At 58.6% G+C, this 16,993-nt stretch carries 17 protein-coding genes; 6 read left to right on the top strand and 11 right to left on the bottom strand.

All coding sequences use genetic code 11. The features are described from left to right. Positions 1–25: 25 nt before the first annotated feature. The 6 genes from rapZ to VO84_RS20525 form a co-directional block, all read right to left on the bottom strand. Positions 26–931, bottom strand: a complete 906-nt coding sequence (rapZ, locus tag VO84_RS20550) for an RNase adapter RapZ (RefSeq protein ID WP_082662238.1) — start codon at positions 929–931, stop codon at positions 26–28. 114 nt (positions 932–1,045) lie between these two features. Continuing rightward, a complete protein-coding gene (locus VO84_RS20545) occupies positions 1,046–1,690 on the bottom strand; it encodes an HPF/RaiA family ribosome-associated protein (protein WP_058189647.1) in 645 nt (214 codons plus the stop codon). A gap of 104 nt (positions 1,691–1,794) precedes the next feature. After that, positions 1,795–3,447 (bottom strand): RNA polymerase factor sigma-54, encoded by a 1,653-nt coding sequence (locus VO84_RS20540; RefSeq protein ID WP_058189646.1) that lies wholly within the window; start codon positions 3,445–3,447, stop codon positions 1,795–1,797. Between the two features lie 192 nt (positions 3,448–3,639). Continuing rightward, positions 3,640–4,368 carry an LPS export ABC transporter ATP-binding protein gene (lptB, locus tag VO84_RS20535; protein ID WP_058189645.1) on the bottom strand — a complete coding sequence of 243 codons (729 nt, stop codon included), beginning with the start codon at positions 4,366–4,368 and terminating at the stop codon, positions 3,640–3,642. 34 nt (positions 4,369–4,402) lie between these two features. Further along, positions 4,403–7,093 (bottom strand): LptA/OstA family protein, encoded by a 2,691-nt coding sequence (locus VO84_RS20530; protein WP_157440034.1) that lies wholly within the window; start codon positions 7,091–7,093, stop codon positions 4,403–4,405. Further along, positions 7,044–7,658 (bottom strand): hypothetical protein, encoded by a 615-nt coding sequence (locus tag VO84_RS20525; protein ID WP_058189643.1) that lies wholly within the window; start codon positions 7,656–7,658, stop codon positions 7,044–7,046. Before VO84_RS20525 ends, VO84_RS20530 begins: the two co-directional genes overlap by 50 nt. 119 nt (positions 7,659–7,777) lie before the next feature. Between VO84_RS20525 and VO84_RS20520 the strand changes: the two genes are divergently transcribed. Together VO84_RS20520 and VO84_RS20515 are read left to right on the top strand one after the other, a co-directional pair. Continuing rightward, positions 7,778–8,446 carry a ribonuclease T2 family protein gene (locus VO84_RS20520; protein ID WP_197414141.1) on the top strand — a complete coding sequence of 223 codons (669 nt, stop codon included), beginning with the start codon at positions 7,778–7,780 and terminating at the stop codon, positions 8,444–8,446. Between the two features lie 21 nt (positions 8,447–8,467). Further along, positions 8,468–9,499: an alpha/beta fold hydrolase gene (locus tag VO84_RS20515; RefSeq protein ID WP_157440032.1), complete on the top strand. Its 1,032-nt coding sequence runs from the start codon at positions 8,468–8,470 to the stop codon at positions 9,497–9,499. Positions 9,500–9,552: 53 nt separating this feature from the next. On the opposite strand, the gene VO84_RS20510 is transcribed toward VO84_RS20515, so the two are convergent. From VO84_RS20510 to VO84_RS20500, 3 genes are all read right to left on the bottom strand, one after another. Continuing rightward, positions 9,553–9,897, bottom strand: a complete 345-nt coding sequence (locus VO84_RS20510; RefSeq protein ID WP_058189640.1) for a hypothetical protein — start codon at positions 9,895–9,897, stop codon at positions 9,553–9,555. A 67-nt stretch (positions 9,898–9,964) separates the two neighbouring features. Next, positions 9,965–12,094, bottom strand: a complete 2,130-nt coding sequence (glyS, locus tag VO84_RS20505) for a glycine--tRNA ligase subunit beta (protein ID WP_058189639.1) — start codon at positions 12,092–12,094, stop codon at positions 9,965–9,967. Positions 12,095–12,255: 161 nt separating this feature from the next. Beyond that, a complete protein-coding gene (locus VO84_RS20500; RefSeq protein ID WP_058189638.1) occupies positions 12,256–13,212 on the bottom strand; it encodes a glycine--tRNA ligase subunit alpha in 957 nt (318 codons plus the stop codon). Positions 13,213–13,293: 81 nt separating this feature from the next. Here VO84_RS20500 and VO84_RS22945 point away from each other — a divergent pair, with 81 nt between their 5' ends. After that, positions 13,294–13,752 carry a hypothetical protein gene (locus VO84_RS22945; protein WP_058189637.1) on the top strand — a complete coding sequence of 153 codons (459 nt, stop codon included), beginning with the start codon at positions 13,294–13,296 and terminating at the stop codon, positions 13,750–13,752. On the opposite strand, the gene recO is transcribed toward VO84_RS22945, so the two are convergent. Beyond that, positions 13,745–14,479, bottom strand: coding sequence for a DNA repair protein RecO (recO, locus tag VO84_RS20490; protein ID WP_058189636.1), 735 nt, complete (start codon positions 14,477–14,479; stop codon positions 13,745–13,747). The two genes, VO84_RS22945 and recO, sit on opposite strands and share 8 nt — an antisense overlap. 104 nt (positions 14,480–14,583) lie before the next feature. Between recO and VO84_RS22300 the strand changes: the two genes are divergently transcribed. Both VO84_RS22300 and VO84_RS20480 read left to right on the top strand, forming a co-directional pair. Then, positions 14,584–14,898: an AbrB/MazE/SpoVT family DNA-binding domain-containing protein gene (locus VO84_RS22300; protein ID WP_082662235.1), complete on the top strand. Its 315-nt coding sequence runs from the start codon at positions 14,584–14,586 to the stop codon at positions 14,896–14,898. Beyond that, positions 14,895–15,293, top strand: coding sequence for a PIN domain-containing protein (locus VO84_RS20480; RefSeq protein ID WP_058189635.1), 399 nt, complete (start codon positions 14,895–14,897; stop codon positions 15,291–15,293). Before VO84_RS22300 ends, VO84_RS20480 begins: the two co-directional genes overlap by 4 nt. Positions 15,294–15,407: 114 nt before the next feature. Here the strand turns inward: VO84_RS20480 and VO84_RS20475 are convergent, their stop codons facing one another. After that, positions 15,408–15,668: a 4Fe-4S dicluster domain-containing protein gene (locus tag VO84_RS20475; RefSeq protein WP_058189919.1), complete on the bottom strand. Its 261-nt coding sequence runs from the start codon at positions 15,666–15,668 to the stop codon at positions 15,408–15,410. Positions 15,669–15,873: 205 nt separating this feature from the next. Here VO84_RS20475 and VO84_RS20470 point away from each other — a divergent pair, with 205 nt between their 5' ends. Continuing rightward, complete coding sequence (locus VO84_RS20470; RefSeq protein ID WP_058189634.1) at positions 15,874–16,941, top strand: beta propeller repeat protein; 1,068 nt, start codon at positions 15,874–15,876, stop codon at positions 16,939–16,941. Positions 16,942–16,993: the final 52 nt, after the last annotated feature.

The following is a 16,993-nucleotide window of genomic DNA, read 5'->3' as shown; positions in this document are numbered from 1 at the left end:
AAAGTTGCAGCCTCACCGGGGCATATCACCTTGGCATATCTCGGTGCAGAGCCTTCACCTGGTAGCCGGCTGCTTTCAGCCGAGCCGCCATCTCTTCGGCCATCATTACGCTCCGGTGCATCCCGCCCGTACAGCCAAAAGCAACCGTCAGGTAGCTCTTTCCCTCGGCCACATAATGTGGCAACAGATACAGCATCAGCCCTGTTACGCGCTCCAGAAACTCCTCTGTCTGCGGAAACCCACGCACATAGGCCGCCACCCTCGGGTCCTGGCCCGTGAGTTTGCGAAACTCCGGCACAAAATGCGGATTCGGCAGAAAGCGCACGTCAAACACCATATCTGCGTCCACCGGCACGCCGTTCTTGAAGCCAAAGCTCAGGCACGAAACCAGCAGATGATTCACCTGCTCGTCCCGCCCGAACCGCGCCTGGATGTGCGCGCGCAGCTCGTGCACATTGAAGCTTGAAGTATCAATCAGCGTATCCGTCACATTGCGGATCGGATCCAGAAGCTGGCGCTCTTCCACGATTGAGCGCGAAACCGTGTCCTGTTTCCTCAGCGGATGCGGCCTGCGCGTTTCCGAGTAGCGCCGGACCAGCACTTCATCCTTCGCGTCCAGAAACACCACGCGCGTCCGCAGCACTGTCTTTACGCTCTTCAGAATTTCGGGCAGCTGATCCAGCGTCATCCCCTCGCGGATGTCCACAATGATCGCCGCCTGTTCAATCTCATCGGATTTCTCAACCAGCCGCGCAAACTCCACCAGGAGCTCAAGCGGCAGATTGTCCACGGCGTGAAATCCCAGGTCTTCAAAGGCCTTTAACGCCGTGGCCTTGCCAGCCCCCGAGATGCCGGTCACAATCACCAGCTCCTTGCCCGGTTCTTTCTTCACGCGTTCGCCCATCCCTGCGGCATCGTTCACGCTCGCCATGCGCTCATGGTACAACGACAGGGACTAGAGACATAGAAATCAGGAACCAGGAAATTTGCCTTCAAACGGCGGCATCTCCTAGTCCCTATGTCCCTTGTCGCTCAGTCCCTGTTTTTAGGGAATCTCCACCAGCCCCATCTGCCCATCCCGCCGCCGGTGCAGTACGAACAGTTTTCCGGCCAGATCGTGAAAGATCAGCAGTTCGCGGTCGCGGAACTCCGCCTCCTTCACCGCTTCCTCCAGTGACATCGGCCGCATCGCAATCGCTTCACTGCTCTTCACAATGTGCGGCTCGACCACTGTGGGCTTGGCGGGAAAGGAATGCGCGAGAATCGAAGCTCGCGGCTTGGCCGCAGGCTTTGCCGGCAGCCCATTTTCCGTGACCTCCGACGCCATTTCCGGCTCTGCCGGCCGCGTCTTCGTTCGCGCCACCGGAGGCGCTGCCATCAGTTTTTCTTCCTTCGGCAGCCGCTTGCCCGTCAGGCGCTTGTCACGGTGGCGCAACGCCTGGTGCTCGGCATGAGCCAGCGCATTTCTGAGCGCTGCCTCCTGCGTCGCGGCCTGCCCCGTTGCTGCAATCGTGTGATGGCGCGCCGAAACCGTCAGCTCGGCTATCTGCAGATGCCGCTCCACACGAAAGGTTACTGATGCGCTTGTCGTCTTGCCCATGAGGCGCGCTATGCGCTCCATGCCCACCTCGGCCTGCTCGCGCAGCGCCTTGGAGATACGTACCTGCCTCGCGGTTAACTCCACATCCATGGTCAGCCTCCGCTTAGACGCAATTCTTCTCCCTGCTTGATCAGGGAGCGAATCTAAGGATTTTACAGCATAGTGGAAATGGGGGGACAGTGACCGCGAGCACGCTATGCGTCACGCCGTCTCCTCTGATGTGTTGAAGGAATATTCATTTCCTCGCGGTACTTCGCCACCGTACGCCGCGTCAGTTGAATCCCGCCTGCCTGCAGCATCGCGGCAAGTTGATCGTCCGTCAGCGGCTTCTTCGCATCTTCCTCTTCAATCAGTTTCCGAACCTTCCGCTTCAACACCACGAGCGGCGTATCAGCGCCTTCCGGCCCATTCGAGCCTTCCGAGAAAAAGAACCTCAGTTCCAGCACGCCCTGCGGCGTATGCGCATACTTATTCGCCACGGCTCGGCTCACCGTGGAAGGGTGCACGCCGATCTCTTCCGCCACTTCCTTAATCATCATGGGCCGCAGCGCCTCAAGCCCCTTGTCGAGAAAATCCTGCTGCCGCCGCACAATCACTTCGCACGTCCGCAGAATCGTGCTCTTGCGCTGCGCGATATTCCGCATCAGCTGCATCGCCGACCGGAACCGCTCCTTCACATACTCTTTTACTTCGCGCTCGGTGCCATTGGAGGCAAGCATCTGGCGGTAACGCCGGCTCAGCCGCAGGCTCGGCAGGTCTTCTTCATTCATGCTGACAACCCACTCGGTGCCACGCTTCACAAACACCACATCGGGCTCAATCAGCCGCGTCTGCTCGCGGTTATACAGTCGCCCGGGCCTTGGATCGAGCGTGCGAATGAACTCCACCGCCGCGTGCGCCTCCTCAACCGTAGCCTGCACAGCCCGCGCCAGGTCCTTCACATCACGCTTCAGCAGCAAACCCAGATGCTTGTCCACAATCTGCCCTGCCACATCCATCGCCCTGCGCCGCTCTTCAAGCTTTGCCTCAGCTTCAACGCGGAAGCTCCCGTGCGGATTTACCTCCAGTTCCTCCGCGTAATCCTCTTCTTCTTCTTCAGTCTTAGCCTCGGCCTCGGCTTCCAACTGGCTTCGCTTCGCGTAAAGCTGAGCAAGCTCCTCCTGCTGTCCCGTAACCTGAATCAGCAGGCACTCGCGCAGATCATGCGAGCCGACTCCCGCCGGATCGAGATGCTGCACCAACTCAATCGCATTCCTGATCAGCTTGAGCGCCGCGGCGTATTCTTCCGCCGCACCGTTCACAGCAACGGCCGGATCGATTCCCGCAAAGCTCGCCGCAAGTTCCTCATCGCCCGTCGCCAGATACCCGTTCTCATCCAGATTCCCGACGATAAACTCCGCCGCTGCCGTCAGCTCTGAATTCAGCGAAAGCGCGCCAAGCTGCCACGACAGGTGATCGGTCAGCGTCGTCGGCTGCGATAGGAAATTTTCAAACGATGGCTTCTCGCTGTCTTCATACTCCGGCTGCGTCTTGTATCCCGGATCGAGATACTCCTGGAAGTATGAGCCGAAATCCACTTCTTCAAATGGATCTGCAGGCTTGGTGATCTCCTCCGCCGCGCGCTCTGCGGAAAGCCCCAGCGTCTCTTCGCGGCTTGCCACCTGGTCCAGCATGGGAACCGATTCGTCAATTTCCTCTAATACCGGATTCTCCACCATCTCCGCATCGATCATCTCCTTCAGCTCAAGCTTGTTGAGCGCAAGGACGCTGACCATCTGCATCAGCCCCGGCGTAAGTACTTGCCGCTGAGAGACTCTTAAATTCAGTTTTGGCTGCAACAGAGCCATCAGGACCGCTCGATTCCCGGTTGGAATATATGAAGTTTAGCCGGTAAGAAACCTTGATAAAGCGAAAAATATCTGGAACAAATGTGAATGTTCCAAAATGAATCATGCTGCATGAGGAATGTTTCAGAATGTTCCAGGAATCAACCTTCTCTACCTCTCGAACCTTCCAAATCCCTCAAAAGATGCACAATCCTAATCCAGCGAAAACCCCTCTCCTAGATAGACCCGCCGGACCTCCACATCGTTACCTAATTCCCGCGGAGTACCGGTCCGGAAGATTTTACCCTCCGCAATAATGTATGCGCGATCCGTCACGCTCAAAGTCTCCCGGACATTGTGATCCGTAATCAATATCCCGATCCCGCTTGCCTTCAGATCGAAAATGATCTTTTGCAGCTCCGAGACCGCAATCGGGTCAATGCCGCTAAATGGCTCATCCAGCAGAATAAAGTTCGGCTGAATGCACAAGGACCGCGCAATCTCCACTCTACGCCGCTCGCCGCCAGAAAGCGCGTAGCCCTTGGTTCCGCGAATGTGCCCCAGGTTCAACTGTTGAATCAGCTTATCTGTGCGCGTTCTCCGCTCTTTGTTGCTCAGCGGCTGCGCTTCCAGCACGGCCAGGATGTTTTCCTCCACCGTCAGCTTACGAAAAACGCTCGGCTCCTGCGGCAGATAGCTGATCCCGAAATTCCGCGCCCGCAAATACATGGGAACCCGCGTAATCTCTTCTCCGTCCACCATGACACGGCCCGTCTCCGGCTCCACCAGCCCCACAATCATATAGAAGCTTGTGGTCTTGCCTGCGCCATTCGGTCCCAGAAGCCCGACAACCTCGCCGCGTGAGACGCTTACATCCACGCCTCGCACCACCTGCCGTCCCTTGTAAGTCTTGCCGAGTCCTTCGGCGCTCAGTGTCTGCATCCAGCTCGCTTCTCTGCTTGCTTCCTGCGGCGTCTTACTTCGTTTTCGCCGGCGCGTGCGTCGTTGTTGTCGTCTTGTTTCCCGCGCCTTCGATACTGACGCTATCATCGTGGCTATTGAAAATCAAAGCGTTGCCAGTTACTACTCCCTGCGCAGGATCGCTCAATTTCGGAGGCTTTGCAGCCGTACCCGTCAGCACATACTGCCCCGTCTGTCCTGTGTAGATAAGTTGCTCGCCCGTGCCCTGCCGCCCCTGCGAAGTCAATACCACATTGCCCTTTGCAGTCATTTTGTCTACCTGAGACGTGCTAGCCTTTGCACTACCGCTCGCATCCTTCGTCGCACCAGTCCCCGTCGGCAACAGCGTCAGCTCCACAACATCCGAATTTGAAATCGCCGTTCCCGTCTCCGCCGTGACTGTTCCACCGGGTGCGGCATGCAACACTGCTTTCCGCGTTGTATCTGAATAGAGCAGATCTCCGCCACTCACACGAATCACAGACGGTGTAGTCTGTTTCCTATCGCCCGGCTTTCCGGAATCAGTTTTCGGACTCGACATGGCGCCAGGCGCACCACCTGCGCTCAGCAGCACCAGCTTCACCGGATTCGCTGCACCCGCTCCATGCGCCGTCAGCGTCTGCTTATTCCTGTCCAGCACAATCACCGGTGCAGCCACGGAATTCGCATCCTGCCACAGTCGCGCCTGTCCCTTGAATGTCGCCTCGCCAGTAGCCTGGTGGAACTCCGCCTCCGCCGCAATCACGTGCGCCGGCGTCTGTCCGCCAAATCCAACCGTCCCACCACCTGCGGATCCATTTGGAACATTCCCCGACGTATTCGCGTTGCGCCCGTCATTCAGCCACGTCGCCTTCACATTGCCATGCGCAAAGGCATCCCCGCCTGTATTTCCAGCCTGCGGGGTCTTTGCAGACGCTCCAGCAGCATTCGCCGCTGCCTGCGCAATGTCCAGCTTGTCCGCCGTCATGTCCAGGCCGCCATTCACCACGCGCGGATTTCCCGTGAGGTGCAGCCATCCTCCGTCAAAGACTGCGTGAGCGCCCGTCGCCCGCAGCGCAGGCTGCTGTTGCTCGCCCGACTTGGCCGCTTCCTGCTGCGTCAGCGTCACATGCCCATCCATCGTCGCGGACTCAATCTGGCTGTTCGCCAATCCCGCGTCAGGCGCCTGCGCCGCAGACTTATCCGCGGGTTTGGCTCCCTGCGCAAACTCCGCGTCCAGTTTGTCGCCCGTCGTCGTCTGCGCTGTCCCTGTCGCAGTCGTCTGCTCCACGCTCGCGTGGCCCACGCCCGTTATATGTTTCAGCTGCTGGCTCTGACCCGATCCTGGGGCAAATAGCGCCGTCACCTGATCCGCGCTCATCTTTGAAGGCGTCATTCCGCCATCGCCGCGACGCGTCTGCCCGATCATCACTACGCCACCCTGCCCAAAGACGCTCGCAAGCTCGGTCTTGCCCTTTGCACCCGCGCGAAATGCCATATCCGCCACTGGAGACCGCCAGTCGCGGCTCACATGCGCTCCTGCTGTGTCTTCCTCGCTATGCATTGTCACGCCGCGCTCCATGTGGGCGTGCCGCAGATCGCCCAGCTCAGAAAACTCCACCTCCGCCACTGGCGCGCTCCCATGCGACTGCCGGCCGCCAGTCACCGAGTCCAGCGTTACGCCACCCTCCAGATGCCCATGCCGCGGATGATTTTTCTCGTCAAACTCAAGCCATCCCTGCGGTGCGCTCACATGCGTCCCGCTCGCCGATGTCATCGTGAACCCGTCGTGCGCATCCATCCGCACCGCCGAACCATCCTGCCGGAAGAGCATCTTCGCATCGCCCGCCGTTGCGTGACCTCCACGATAGTCCGCTTCCGCATTCGTCATGGTCCCAACCAGCGAGCCCCGCTCAAACTCCGCATGATGCGCGTGAATCTTTACATCCTCATCGCCGGATCCGGTCTTGCGCCGTACCGTCATCACAACGTCATGGTCCAGCACCACGTGCCCGCTGTTGGAGTCGAAGAGCGCACCCACGGCGTTCCCATTGCCCTGCGCCAGCTCAAACTGCACCGGCTGCTCCGTCGTCGCTGTCCCTGTCTTCTGGTCAAAGGTCAGCCCGCTCGTCTTTACCTCAATCTGATCGGCGGCAGCCGTCTGCGCGGCACTTCCCAGCGCCGTTCCTTTGCCTGCCGCATTCGCATTCGCCTTGGGTGCCACCGCCGGAGCCACGCCCGGCTTCATAATCGTGATCTCTACCGGCCCTGCGGCCGTTGCGATACCGGCCTTCTGGTCGTACTCAAACTCTCCGCCTGAGATTTTGTCCACGCGGCTGCCATCCTCGCCGTAGAGCTCAATCCTCACGTCATGCAGCAGCGCCTTGCCGCCTTCTTTGCTCAACTGTTTGAGCTGCGTCACTTTGCTCGCATGAATTTTGAACAGCGTGTGCCCGCCCCTCGACTGCGTGTAGGTCACACCATTGGCTTCCTGCTGAATGTCTACGCCCAGCCTCTTGGGAATCTCATTGATATTGAATTTGCTCTTCCATCGTTTGACGGCAAGAGAAGCGATCAGCGCCACCAGCAGCAGTCCCCCCGCCACCAGCACCAGCGTCCGCAACCGCTCAATGCTCAAACGGAATGGCGTGAGTCGAAATGGCGTCAATCGCACAGGCTCAGTTCCCTTGCCCCAGCCGCGCCGCAAGCCGTGTGGCAAGACTCTCACCCAGCTCGCTCCATAGAAGCCGCGCCGTCGCGCCGCTCTCCTTCTCCATCGCCGCCGTTAAATCCACAAGCTGCCGGATATTCTGCGCCATGTGCCGGGCCGCTTCCTCGTTCAGAGCCGCATCTTCTTCCAGAAACGGCGTGTCCGGCCCAAAGTCTATGCGGATATGACCTTCCTGCTCGTAGGTGGCCTCATCAAAGAGGGGCCCGAAGGCCGTGACTCGCACCAGCCGCGGCACACGCGCCCACTTCGGATCGAGCTCCGTCGCCACTTCCGGCTCCCACAAGCTCCATCCAATCTGGAACTCATAGGCGTAATCGTCATGCATCAGCTCCAGGCCCTCCTGCACGGCGTCACGGATCTCTGCCCCGCCATCTGCAGCGCGCCCATACACGCGCTGAAATACCGGAGACTCCTGCCAGCTCACCGGCCAGACCGTTACCGCGTAGACCTTTGCCTCGCCGCCATGCGCGGCAAAGCTTCCCAGCACCGCTGCAAGCTTGTCCGGCAACGTCATAAGCCGCAGATTCGGATACCACAAACTCAGATAAAGTGCGTCTGCCATGTCTCTCTATTCTAGACGGTGCTGCGCGCACGGCGGACTGCGCCTGCGGCGCAAAAACCCTGCTCTACGGGCTCCTCATGCGTGCGAGGTTTTCGGTGGAAGCATGCTATGCTGCGCGCATGAAGTTGAAACTGCTCTCCCTTGCGCTTCTGTTCACGCTTGCGGCGTGCAAATCCAATACGTCTGACGCACCAAGACCCGGCGTAATGGTCGACCCACCGAGACGTCCGAATCCTCGCCTCGCCGCCGCCACCGGATTCGATTTTTATCTACTCAACCTCTCCTGGTCGCCCGAATACTGCCACTCGCATCCGGAAGCCGCAGAATGCGCCCGCCGCTCAACCTTCGTCCTTCACGGCCTCTGGCCGCAGAACAATGACGGCAGCTATCCACAGAATTGCGGCAACGCGCCCGGTCCCAACCCATCGCAGTTCAGCGACATCTATCCCGAGCCGGGCCTGCTCGAACACGAGTGGCGCACACACGGCACCTGTTCCGGCCTGGCCGCAAACGACTTCTTCTCCGCCGCCCGCACCGCGTACCAATCCGTGAAAATCCCCGCGCAGCTCGCCAATCTCAGCTCGCAGACTTCGCTTTCGCCCGATCAGATCGCCGGACTCTTCACGCAGTCCAATCCCGGGCTCTCGAGCCAATCCATTGCCATCAGCTGCGGCCACAACTACCTCACTGCCGTTGAAATCTGCCTCGACAAATCTCTCCACGCCATCGCCTGCCCTGCCGTCCGCTCCTGCCGCGCGAACTCTGTCCGCATCGCTCCGCCACGCTGAAGCCTGTACACTGTGGCAGCCATGCTCTACCGTTTTTCCGTCGCTATTCTCGCCATCCTGACCGTTCCGCTCGCGCATGTCGCTCGCAGCCAGCAGAAGTTCGCCGAACTTGGTTCCTGCAAACTCGTCTCCGGCGCGGAAATCCAGCACTGCCGCATTGGCTACCGTACCTGGGGCGTGCTCAATCCGGACCACTCCAACGCCGTCCTCTTCACCACATGGTTCGGCGGAACGAGCCTCGGCGTCGGCGGCTCCGTGGGTGCGGACAAGCTCGTCGATCCCGGCAAATATTTTGTTATCGCTGTCGACGCACTCGGCAATGGAGTCTCCTCATCGCCCTCCAATGCGCCCGCGCCGCAGCACGGCCCCGACTTTCCGGCGTACGCCATACAGGACATGGTCAACTCGCAGTACCGCGTCGTCACGGAAACCCTTGGCATCAAGCATCTCCATGCCGTCATGGGAATCTCCATGGGCGGCATCCAGACCTTTGAATGGCTCGTCGATTACCCCGATATGCTGGACGTCGCCATCCCCATCGTCGGCTCTCCGCACCCCACCAGCTACGACACGCTCCTCATGCAAACCGAGGAGGATGCTCTCCGCTCCGATCCGGAATTTCATCAGGGACGTTACGAGAAATCACCGGCTGTACCTGTCGTCCAGGCCATTCATCTTCTGCATCTCACGACGCCCGCGCATTTTGCCGCAGATGAAACGCCGCAGAAATTCCTCTCAGATTATCCAAAGGCCTACGCCAAAGGCATTCTTCCCTTTGACGCCAACGATTGGCTCTCAGGCCTCGTCGCCATCAGCGCCCATGACATTGGCCACGGCGGCTCGCTTGAAGATGCCGCAAAGAGAGTCAAGGCAAAGGTGCTAATTATCAACGCCGCGCAAGATCACATGGTCAATCCCAAACCCGCGCTCGACTTTGCGCAACTCATCCATGCGAAAACGATCGTCTTGCAGTCCGATTGCGGACACCTGGCCCCCGGTTGCGAAGCCGCAACTCTCTTTCCCGCAATTCGCGCATTCCTCGATGGCAAGTGACCTGCCTAACTCGCTGGCCGAAGATTTATCCACGGCCAGCGAGTTTCGGCATGCTATGCGGCTTTCCAGGTTTTGGTAGAGGAGTCATAGAAAGCGGGCTTTACGATTGGGAATTGATGCTTTCCAATCGGGTTCCCTGTTCCTATTGGACCTGTGCCCGGATTGCCGCCCGGTTTGGTTGGGCTGGTCTTACCGGGGCCCCCCGGATTGCTCGGGCCACGGCCACCGTGGTGCCCCGGACCCGGGCCAGTTGGCAACTGAGTAATGGGAAGTGCGTCGGAGGTGGCTGCAAATGACTCGTACTCTTTCTTTGCTGCCATCTCAATCGCCGATTTGACACGAGCTGACTGTTCGTCCGTAAGCTCGGTATCTCCGAAACTGACAATGAAATGATTCACGGCTATATCCTCCGCATAATAGTGATTGCGAAGGATAGGCCGTTTCTGTCATGCGGTTCTGAGGCGCTTATCCCGTTACGATTTCGCTGAAATCCGCAATTCCGGAAAAGCCTTCCAGCACACTCGCAATCAGCCCCAGATTCGCGCCTCTCACTGCAGGATCGTTATCCAGTACCATCACCTTGTCGAAGAAGGCATCCACCGAGGGCCGTAGCGTCGCAATCTCGCTGAGCGCTTCGGTGTACGCATGATCCTCGCGGTATTTTCTTACCTTTGGAGCAAGTTCATCGGCGTGAGCAAGAAGCTTCTGCGCCTCAGATGCAAGTTTGGCCCCATCCGCAGCCCCAATCTCGAACTTTTTCTCTTCGGCCTGCCGCAGAATGTTCTTGATCCTCTTGAAGGCCGCCGACACCGCCACGAAGTCTTCCGACCCTCGCGCTGCTGTCAGGGCTTCTGCGCGGGCAATGGTATGACGTACGTTCTCAGCCCCCAAAGTGAATTCAGTTACGACGACCATTGACCCCGCGGATGTCACGGCATTCACTACGTCATACGCAAAGCCGCGAGCTTCCATCAAGTAGGATTTCACTCGCTCGCCTAGGAACACTTGGACTTCGTTAAAACTCGGGCCTGAGATCTTCAAGATCGGATAAATCGCAGAATAAATACCATCTAAGGTCAGCTCAAGATCGGATTCCGCAAGGATTTTGATAATTCCGTTTCCTGCTCTTCTAAGAGCAAATGGATCCTTAGAACCTGTTGGCTTGAAGCCGATGCCGAACATCGCGGTAATTGTCTGAATGCGGTCTGCCAAGCCGAGCAATTGCCCCTCAACAGTCGTGGGAATTGCATCCTCTGTCGAGGCTGGTGTGTATTGGTCATAGATGGCCTTGGCCACTGTTTCATCGAGGCCCTGAGCCCGCGCATAAAGGCCGCCGATGATTCCTTGTAACTCGGTAAATTCCTTCACTAACTCGGTGGTCAAATCGGTCTTGGCCAATTCAGCGGCCTTCAGCAGGGCCGCCTCGTCGAACGCGACGCCCGCAGCCTTCACGACCGAAGCCAGCCTGCCCGCAACGACGAGATTTTCTTCCGTCTTCCAGTAATAATTTCCCAAATCCTTGTGGTAGGTCACCGCCTTCAGGCTCTCCACCCGTTCCGCCAGCGGCACCTTCTGATCGAAATCCCAGAAGAACTGCGCATCCTTGAACCGTGCCCTCAGAACCTTCGCATTTCCGTGCCGGATGATCGCTTCACCTTCGGCATCCACCTCGGTATTCAGCACCGCCAGAAAATGCGGGGCCAATTTGCCCTCAGCGCCTTCGACAGCAAAATACTTCTGGTGGTCGCGCATTACCGTCACCAGAACCTCTTCGGGCAGGGTCAGGTATTCCGGCTCAAAGTCTCCCAGGATCACGCTAGGCCACTCGGTCAGGTGCGTCACCGTTTCAACCAGTGGCTCATCTTCTCTCCAGCGCGCTCCAGCCACTGTCCGAGTCGCCTTATCCAAGGCCTTGCGAATCAGCTGCCTGCGCTCGCTAACCTCAACTACCACTTTGGCCCCGCGCAGCGCCTCCACGTACCCACCCGCTACTGCGATCTCCACCGGCTTTTCACCATGCAGCACGCGATGCCCGCGGCTCGCACGCCTCGCCGCAATCCCGGTAATCTCCACCGGAACAATCTCGGAGTCCAGCAGCGCCACCAGCCAGCGCAATGGCCTGACAAACCGCTCCGGCTTGCTCGCGCGCCAGTACATATTCTTCGCCCAGTAGATGGCCAACACTTCCTTGGGCAGCTCGCCCGCAAGGATCTCCGCCGTCGCGCGCCCCTTACGCTGCGCCTTTGCACCTACATACTCGCCCTTCGGCGTCGTCACCTTCTCAAGATCATTCACTGCTACGCCGGCCTTCTTCGCAAAGGCCTCAGCCGCAGCCGTCGGCGCATCATCCTTGAACGCGATCTTCCACGAAGGCCCGGTCAGCTGCTCTTCCGTATCTGCCTGGCCAGCAAGCACGCCTTCAGCCAGCACAGCCAGTCGCCGCGGCGTCGAAAAGGTCGTCACCTTTGCGCCCTCGCTCAGCAGACGCTCCCGCGTCAGCAGCTCCGTCACGCGCCGGCCCAGTTCTGCCTCGGCTCCTGCGATCATCCGCGCCGGAATCTCTTCCAGCCCAATTTCCAGCAAAAAATTAGCCATTTTCGTCTTTCATCATGCCCGCGGGGGCTAAAGCCCATCCTGTTTTCGGACCCATTTGGCACGGCTAAAGCCGTGCCTTGTTACAAAGCTTAAGTTTACGGGAGTGCTATCCGAGGTCCCCAAATGCGAGGGACCTGGGGCACCCAGTGGTGAGTGAAAACCTATGCGGCCTTTTGCAACGCGTAGGCTTTGGCTACGCCTACCGCCAGCGCGCGAATCCGCCCAATTACGCCTACGCGCTCCGTCACGCTCACCGCGCCCCGCGCATCCAGCAGATTGAACAGATTTGAGCACTTCAGCGCCAGCTCATAGGCCGCCAGCAGCGGAAATCTTTTCTTATCCTTTGGACTTGCCGTCTCATCCGTCAGGAGCTTTCCGGCCTGCTCCAGCAGCGCCTTTCCCTCGGCTTCAAAAGCGTTGAAGTGCTCCCAAAGCTTCGGCACATCGGCGTATTCAAAGTTGTAAACCGAGAATTGCAGCTCTTCTTCCAGCCGCACATCTCCGTACGTCACTTCAACGCCGGTATCCGGGTCGCGAGCCCACACAATGTCGTAGATCGAATCCACATCCTGAATGAATGCCGCAATTCGCTCAAGCCCATACGTCAGTTCCGCGCAGATCGGGTCCAGGTCTTGGCCGCCGCACTGCTGGAAATAGGTAAACTGCGTAATCTCCAGGCCGTCCAGCATGACCTGCCAGCCAACGCCCCACGCGCCGCCCGCAGGCCACTCCCAGTTGTCCTCTTCGAACTTCAAGTCATGCTTGAGCAGGTCAATGCCAATCGCTTCCAACGATTGAAGATATAGCTCCTGTACATTGACCGGCGGCGGCTTGAGGACCAGCTGGAACTGCGTGTGCTTAAAGAGACGGTTTGGGTTCTCGCCATAGCGTCCGTCCGCCGGCCGGCGGCTTGGCTGCGCATAGCCCACACGGTAGGGCTTGGCCGAGAGCACCCGCAGAAAGGTCTCAGGCGCCATGGTGCCCGCGCCCACCTCCACATCATACGGCTGCTGCAGCACACACCCCCGCTCTGCCCAGAAACGCTGCAGGCGGAAGAGCAAGTCTTGAAACGTAAGTGCGGAACTCGCCGCCTTCACGGCGTCAACAGATGAAGACACAAGCACTCTCTCACAGGTAGAAACTCATGCCGATTCTACCAGCCTGCGCGTCGCTTTCCGGCTCACGATAAACTGGATTCGATGCGAATCCTCGGCCTCATCCTGCTCGCGCTTGCCGCCCTCGCAGGCGTCATTGCCTGGACCGTCTGGCGCGCCGATACCGTCCCCGTCACCACGCCGCCCTCCGCTGCCCAGCAGGGTCAGCAGCAGCTACACGCGCAGCTCCAGCAAACCATTCAGCACGAGTCTGAAGTTGAAAAGCAGGCGTGGGACTCCATAGACGCCCTCGTCAAGCTCGTTAAGTGGCACCAACGGCGCATCGACCGCCTCACAGGCAATCCTCAGGCCGCGGAAGTTCTCACCTACGACCGCGATTCCATCACGCGCATTCAAAGCCGCATTAACCAGCTCGATGTGGAAGAAAAAGCCCGCGAGCTAGCCGCCGCCGAGAAGGCCAAGGAAGACGCAGTCAAAGCCAAAGAGGTAGCCCTCCAGCAAAAAGCAGAACGGGCTGCCGCAGCGCTCAAGTCCGTCAACTAAGCCGTGCCAGCGCCTCTGCGCTTTTGAGCCGCTTCTCCAGATGCCGCTCCAGCGCCTGCACCGCAAAGCGCCTCAGATCCTGTCCTCGCCGCCGCGGCCATGGCTCGCTGGCAAACGCCGCCACCGGCTGCTTCAACATCCGCAGCGCCAGCATCCATGAGTCTTCACTCAGCGCATTCCCTTGCGCATGCACCCCGCAGAAGAGCCCATCTGCATAAGAGCTGAAGCTAACCTCTCCTGCCACCAGCGCCTCGCCGCACACCGTGCAATGCACCAGATCCGGCAACAATCCCATCAGCCGCGTCATCCACAGCGCAAAGTACGTCACCGGCATCAAGGGCTGCGTTGTCGTCGTCTGCTCCAGCACGGCTGTAAGCAGCCGGTAGACCGTCTCCTGCGGATCGTGCTCCGGCAGCGCTTCATCCAGCACCTCCGCATAAAAGCTCAGCGCCGTCATCCGCGCCATGTCCACGGCATCTGAGAGTGGCGAGCGCAGAATCTCCAGCTGATCCAGCCGCCCCAGCTCCTGCCGCGGCCGCTCCACAAACCACGCGCGGGCAACAGTCATCGGCTCCAGCGCCCCGCCAAACCGCTTGCGGCTCTTGAGCGCGGCCTTCGCCACTCCGCGCAGTTTTCCGTAGTCGCGCGTAAAGAAGCTGACAATCAGGTCAGACTCCTGCACCGGCCACGTTCGCAGAATTACCGCATCCGAAGTGAGAACAGCCATCGCTTTCCATCATCGCATCTGAATACTGCACGCCTTACATATATTAAAAAGTAAGGCAAATATCAATCAAGCAAGGTAAACTCTACTCGAGCAAGGAGGCTGCAATGTACAGATCTAAAATCACATCCAAGGGCCAGATCACCCTGCCGGCAGAGCTAAGAAAAGCACTCGGAGTCAAGCCTGGCGAAGAAGTCGTCTTCTTGCCAGGCGAAAACAGCTCGTTTCGGATCCGGCGCGTGGGGCCCATTGACGAACTCTACGGTATCGTCAGGAAGCTTGGCTATGCACAGGACGGGCCGCCGCTCACAGACCTGGAAATGAAAGAGGCCATCGGCGAGCACGTAGCAGAACTCGATGAAGCCACTAAGAGTGATGCGGGCCGGCGTCGTGCCAAGCGATCCGGTAAGCGTGCCGCATGATCGGCATCGACACCAATATTCTTGCCCGCTACATCCTCGGAGACGATCCGAAGCATAGCCCAAGGGCTCGCACATTTTTTCGCGGACTAACACGCGAAAACCCCGGATGGATTCCGATGGCGTCCATTCAAGAACTCGTGTGGCTCATGGATCGCACTTACAAAATGCCGAAAGATGCAATTCTTACAGTGCTGGAAGGTTTGGAATCTCGCAACACTCTCGTTTTTGAGCGGGCAGCGGATTTTAGCAAGGCGCTTCACTTATACCGCAGCAGCAGCGCAGACTTCGGGGATTGCCTTATTGCGGCCTCAGCGCAAGCAGCGGGGTGTTCCAAAGTTGTCACGTTCGATAAGATCGCGGCACGTGATCTGGGCATGGAACTGCTCTCCTCTTAACCATTCACCAAAATACAAATACGCATCCCGCAAAGCAGGATGCGTATCGATATCACAACTCAATCTTCAGCACGAATGGCGCGCAAAGCGCGCAGTCGCCCGTGCGGCCAGGACCTAGCGGCCGAAGTGCGCTGAATTCTTTTCCGTAAAGTGCGCCCACTTCTCCGGCAGGTCGTCCTGCGCAAAGATCGCGGAAACCGGGCAAGCCGGCACGCACGCGCCGCAGTCGATGCACTCAACCGGATCGATGAAGAGCTGATCCGCCTCGGAGTTGCCGTCTTCGTCCTTCTTGGGGTGGATGCAATCGACGGGACAGGCGTCCACGCAGGCGGTGTCCTTGGTGCCGATACAGGGTTCTGCAATTATGTATGCCATCAGGTCTTCTCCAAAATTACCGCAGGAAGTCTTGCTCTCGACCGTGAGAATAGCACAGTACACCGTGCACTGAACGCCCATTTCTCATCAGCGTTTTGCGATGCGGGAATTGCATTCGATACTGGCTATCATCTTTTAAATCAAGACCTTTTTTGTCCGTTATGTCCTGTGTCTTTGTCTCTGCCTTTCCGCTACACTTGTCGCCATGCGAAGGATGATTGTGCTCGGCGCGATGGCGCTTGCCGTGGGAGCTGCCCACGCCCAATGGACACTTGAGAACTCGAACTCAACCGCCAGCCTGCGCGGGATCCACTCCCTCGGCGGCGGCATCGCCTGGGCTTCGGGAACCAACGGCACGGTTCTGCGCACTGAAGACGGCGGCTATCTCTGGCAGACCTGCACCATACCGCCCGGAGCCGAAAAGCTGGACTTCCGCGGCATCCAGGCCTTCGACGCAAACACCGCCATCGTCATGTCCAGCGGCAAAGGCGATCTCTCGCGCCTCTACAAAACCACTGACGGATGCAGTTCCTGGAAGCTCATCTTCACCAATCCTGATCCAGACGGCTTCTGGGATGCGATACTTCTTAACCGTTTCGATAAAGATGGATTTCTATTAGGCGATCCAGTTAATGGCAAATTTACACTTCGGGAAACTAATGACAAGGGCAACACATGGACCAGAGGCTCATCAAAAGGGCTTGATGCAGCAAAGGACGAAGGCGCATTCGCTGCAAGCAATTCTTCTTTTCTATTGAATGAAATATTTGCGATTGGTTTTGTAACTGGAGGCCCCGCCGGGGCGCACATATTTCTCATCGGCGATTACCCTGACTTCAATTCGAAGGCATTGCCGATGCGCGGCGGTTCTGCAGGAGCAGGTGCATTTTCGGTTGATTTACGCGATTCGCGCCACTGGGCCACCGTAGGCGGCGACTATCAGAAGTCTGATGAATCCTCCGGTACTGCAGCCTTCACCGTCGACGGCGGCAAAACATGGCAAGCCGCAAAGCAGCCACCCCACGGCTACCGCTCCGCAGTAGCCTACGATGCCACCACCAAAACCTGGATCACCGTCGGCCCCAACGGCACTGACATCTCCACCGATGACGGCAAGAACTGGCGCGCTGTAAAACCCAACGCATCCCTTAACGAACCCGCAGATGCCGACAAGAACTGGAATGCACTCTCACTGCCCTTCGTCGTCGGTCCACATGGCCGCATCGGAAAACTCAACGAGCCTGCTCTCAAAGCCGCACTCACTACCAAATAACGTTCTCCAAAAACAAAACAGGCCGCGCATCGCGCGGCCTCCAATAGTCTCT

The organism is Occallatibacter gabretensis (genome assembly GCF_001449115.1).
GTDB classification, from domain to species: domain Bacteria; phylum Acidobacteriota; class Terriglobia; order Terriglobales; family Acidobacteriaceae; genus Telmatobacter; species Telmatobacter gabretensis.
This window is presented reverse-complemented; position numbering and strand designations above follow the sequence as displayed.

Excerpts from the sequence above, each read along its gene's own strand:
- recO (WP_058189636.1), bottom strand. The coding sequence starts at position 14,479 with ATGGCTGTTCTCACTTCGGATGCGGTAATTCTGCGAACGTGGCCGGTG.
- VO84_RS20480 (WP_058189635.1), top strand. The coding sequence starts at position 14,895 with ATGATCGGCATCGACACCAATATTCTTGCCCGCTACATCCTCGGAGAC.
- VO84_RS20545 (WP_058189647.1), bottom strand. The coding sequence starts at position 1,690 with ATGGATGTGGAGTTAACCGCGAGGCAGGTACGTATCTCCAAGGCGCTG.
- VO84_RS20475 (WP_058189919.1), bottom strand. The coding sequence starts at position 15,668 with ATGGCATACATAATTGCAGAACCCTGTATCGGCACCAAGGACACCGCC.
- VO84_RS20515 (WP_157440032.1), top strand. The coding sequence starts at position 8,468 with ATGCTCTACCGTTTTTCCGTCGCTATTCTCGCCATCCTGACCGTTCCG.
- lptB (WP_058189645.1), bottom strand. The coding sequence starts at position 4,368 with ATGCAGACACTGAGCGCCGAAGGACTCGGCAAGACTTACAAGGGACGG.
- VO84_RS20520 (WP_197414141.1), top strand. The coding sequence starts at position 7,778 with ATGAAGTTGAAACTGCTCTCCCTTGCGCTTCTGTTCACGCTTGCGGCG.
- VO84_RS20540 (WP_058189646.1), bottom strand. The coding sequence starts at position 3,447 with ATGGCTCTGTTGCAGCCAAAACTGAATTTAAGAGTCTCTCAGCGGCAA.
- VO84_RS22945 (WP_058189637.1), top strand. The coding sequence starts at position 13,294 with ATGCGAATCCTCGGCCTCATCCTGCTCGCGCTTGCCGCCCTCGCAGGC.
- rapZ (WP_082662238.1), bottom strand. The coding sequence starts at position 931 with ATGGCGAGCGTGAACGATGCCGCAGGGATGGGCGAACGCGTGAAGAAA.
- VO84_RS20525 (WP_058189643.1), bottom strand. The coding sequence starts at position 7,658 with ATGGCAGACGCACTTTATCTGAGTTTGTGGTATCCGAATCTGCGGCTT.
- VO84_RS20470 (WP_058189634.1), top strand. The coding sequence starts at position 15,874 with ATGCGAAGGATGATTGTGCTCGGCGCGATGGCGCTTGCCGTGGGAGCT.
- VO84_RS22300 (WP_082662235.1), top strand. The coding sequence starts at position 14,584 with ATGTACAGATCTAAAATCACATCCAAGGGCCAGATCACCCTGCCGGCA.
- glyS (WP_058189639.1), bottom strand. The coding sequence starts at position 12,094 with ATGGCTAATTTTTTGCTGGAAATTGGGCTGGAAGAGATTCCGGCGCGG.